Origin of the sequence: Rhodoblastus sp. (genome assembly GCF_041915505.1) — a bacterium.
Lineage (GTDB): Bacteria > Pseudomonadota > Alphaproteobacteria > Rhizobiales > Beijerinckiaceae > Rhodoblastus.
Window position 1 is genome coordinate 1 of sequence record NZ_JAYSBG010000361.1, and the last position, 3,447, is coordinate 3,447.

The following is a 3,447-nucleotide window of genomic DNA, read 5'->3' on the forward strand; positions in this document are numbered from 1 at the left end:
TGGTGGTCTTCGGCCTGCTGATCGGCGGCGGCTTCGGCGCCGTGCTGGCGCGGCGCATCGAAATGACCAAGATGCCGCAGCTCGTCGCCTTCTTCCACTCGCTGGTCGGCCTCGCCGCCGTGCTGGTGGCGGCGGGCGCCCTGTTCGCCCCGCAGGCTTTCGGCATCGGCGTCCCCGGCGACATCCATCCGGCCAGCCTGATCGAAATGTCGCTCGGCGCGGCCATTGGCGCGATCACCTTCACCGGCTCGGTCATCGCCTTCCTCAAGCTCGACGGCCGCATGTCCGGCAAGCCGATCATGCTGCCGCAGCGCCATGCCCTCAATCTGGCGCTGGGCATCGGCCTGATCCTGCTGATCGCGGCCTTTTTCGGCACGGGCAGCCCGTTCCTGTACCTGCTGATCGTGCTGGTGTCGCTGGTTCTGGGCGTGACGCTCATCATCCCTATCGGCGGCGCCGACATGCCGGTGGTGGTGTCGATGCTCAATTCCTATTCGGGTTGGGCGGCGGCCGGCATCGGCTTCACCCTGGGCAATCTGGCGCTGATCATCACCGGCGCCCTGGTCGGCTCCTCGGGCGCGATCCTGTCCTACATCATGTGCAAGGGCATGAACCGCTCGTTCGTCAGCGTCATCCTCGGCGGCTTCGGCGGCGAGGACGCGGCGGCGGCCGGCGGTGAAAAGGAAAGCCGTCCGGTCAAGCAGGGTTCGCCCGACGACGCGGCCTATATCATGCAGAATTCGTCCAAGATCATCATCGTGCCGGGCTATGGCATGGCGGTGGCGCAGGCCCAGCACGCTCTGCGCGAAATGGCCGATCTGCTGAAGGAGGAGGGCGTCGAGATCAAATACGCCATCCATCCGGTGGCGGGCCGCATGCCGGGCCATATGAACGTGCTGCTGGCGGAAGCGAGCGTCCCCTATGACGAAGTGTTCGAGCTGGAGGACATCAATTCCGAATTCTCGCAGGCCGACGTCGCCTTCGTGATCGGCGCCAATGACGTCACCAATCCGGCGGCCAAGACCGACAAGACCTCGGCGATCTACGGCATGCCGATCCTCGACGTCGAAAAGGCCAAGACGGTGATGTTCATCAAGCGCGGCATGAGCTCCGGCTATGCCGGCGTCGAGAACGAATTGTTCTTCAAGGACAATACGATGATGCTGTTCGGCGACGCCAAGAAGGTGGTCGAGAACATCGTCAAGGCCATGGCGCACTGAACGGACTGATCCTTCTCCCCTTGCGGGAGAAGGTGGCGCGTCAGCGCCGGATGAGGGGGGCTGACGCTACCCCTCATCCGTCTCGCCGCCTCACGGCGCCGATCCACCTTCTCCCGCAAGGGGAGAAGGGTGTTCCCCGCCAGATGGGGGGAAAAGGATCGCCACGCGGGATCCGAAGTGACGGCCAACCCTTCTCCCCTTGCGGGAGAAGGTGGCTCCGAAGGAGCCGGATGAGGGGGCGGAACCTTCTCCGGACAGGTTTTTCGTGAAATCGGCGCGGGCGGAACATTCCGGCCCGCGCTTTTTTGTTGCGGCGCCCTTTATTCGCGGGCCCGGATTTTGCTAAAAGGCCGCATGTCGTTTCGGCCCGCCCAGAATTCCCGGCGAATTATCGGCCCGGTCCGCGTCTGAGTTCGTCTCGACGCGCGCCGGGATGTTTCCGCACGACCTTTCTCGCCCTCACGCGCCGCGAGCCTGATTCATGACCGACAAAACGGGTCCCGATTATTCCGCCACGCTTTATCTGCCGAAGACCGACTTCCCCATGCGCGCCGGCCTGCCCAAAAAGGAGCCGGAGCTGCTGGCCCATTGGGAAGAGACCGGGCTGACCGAAAAAATGCGGCAGGAGAACGCCGGCAAGCCGAAATTCGTGCTGCACGACGGCCCGCCCTACGCCAATGGCAATATCCATATCGGCCATGCGCTCAACAAGATCCTCAAGGATATCGTCACCCGCTCGCAGCGCATGAGCGGCAAGGACGCCAATTACGTGCCGGGCTGGGACTGCCATGGCCTGCCGATCGAATGGAAGATCGAGGAGCAATATCGCGCCAAGGGCCGCAACAAGGACGAAGTGCCGGTGGTGGAGTTCCGCCGCGAGTGTCGCGCCTTCGCCGAACATTGGCTCGACATCCAGCGCGAGGAATTCAAGCGCCTGGGCGTCGCTGGCGACTGGACCGGCCGCTACGCCACCATGGATTACGCCGCCGAAAGCGTGATCGCGCGCGAAATCCTGAAATTCGCCGCCAACGGCCTGCTGTATCGCGGCTCCAAGCCGGTGATGTGGTCGGTGGTGGAAAAGACCGCCTTGGCCGAGGCGGAAGTGGAATATGAGGACCACACGTCGGACACGGTGTTCGTGGCCTTTCCGGTCAAGGGCAAGGACGTCCGCGTCGTCATCTGGACCACCACGCCCTGGACCCTGCCGGGCAACCGCGCCATTTCCTATTCGCATCGCATCGCCTATGGCCTTTATCGCGTGACGGCCGCGCCGGAGGGCAATTGGGCCAAGGCCGGCGATCTCTACATTCTGGCCGACAAGCTGGCCGAGGGCGTGCTGCAATCGGCCAAGGTCGAAGCTTTCGAGCGCGTCCGCGACGTGCCGGCCAGCGAACTCGCCGCTGCAACCTGCGCCCATCCGCTCGCCGCGCTCGGCTATGATTTTGACGTGCCGCTGCTCGACGGCGACCATGTCACCGACGACGCCGGCACGGGCTTCGTTCACACCGCGCCGGGCCACGGCCGCGAGGATTTCGACATCTGGATGGCGTCCAGCCGCCTGCTGCACGAGCGCGGCATCGACACGCGCATTCCCTATACGGTGGACGCCGACGGCTTTTACACCGACGAGGTTCCGGGCTTCCCCGGCGCGCGGGTCATCGACGACAAGGGCGCCAAAGGCGACGCCAATGATCGGGTCATCAAGGGGCTGGTCGAGGCCGGCGCGCTGATCGGGCGCGGGCGGCTCAAGCACCAATATCCGCATAGCTGGCGCTCGAAAAAGCCGGTCATCTTCCGCAATACGCCGCAATGGTTCATCGCGATGGACCAGCCAATTGGCCCCGTCCCAATGATGCCCAACCACGTCGCCGAGCGCGTTCGCATGGGCGAAGCGGCTTATCTTTCCAACTCGCCCACGTTACGAAATATCGCGTTGGAAGAAATCGGCCGCACGAAATGGATCCCCGCGGCGGGCGAGAACCGCATCACCGGCATGATCGCGAACCGCCCGGACTGGGTGGTGTCGCGCCAGCGCGCCTGGGGCGTGCCGATCGCGGTTTTCGTCAAGAAGGGCGGCCACGACATTCTGGTCGATGACAAGGTCAACGCCCGGATCGTCGAGGCCTTCGCCAAGGAGGGCGCCGACGCCTGGTACAAGGACGGCGCCGCCGAGCGTTTCCTCGCGCCGGATCATAACCCGAGTGATTACGACAAGATCGACGATGTG

General features: G+C 64.3%; 2 protein-coding genes. Both read left to right on the top strand.

The genetic code is table 11. The features are described 5' to 3' along the window. The coding region (locus ACE3S9_RS16925) for an NAD(P)(+) transhydrogenase (Re/Si-specific) subunit beta (protein WP_374547650.1) at positions 1-1,220 on the top strand (1,220 nt) is incomplete at its 5' end. 481 nt (positions 1,221-1,701) lie between these two features. Next, positions 1,702-3,447: isoleucine--tRNA ligase (locus ACE3S9_RS16930; RefSeq protein ID WP_374547651.1), on the top strand; the 1,746-nt coding region annotated here is incomplete at its 3' end.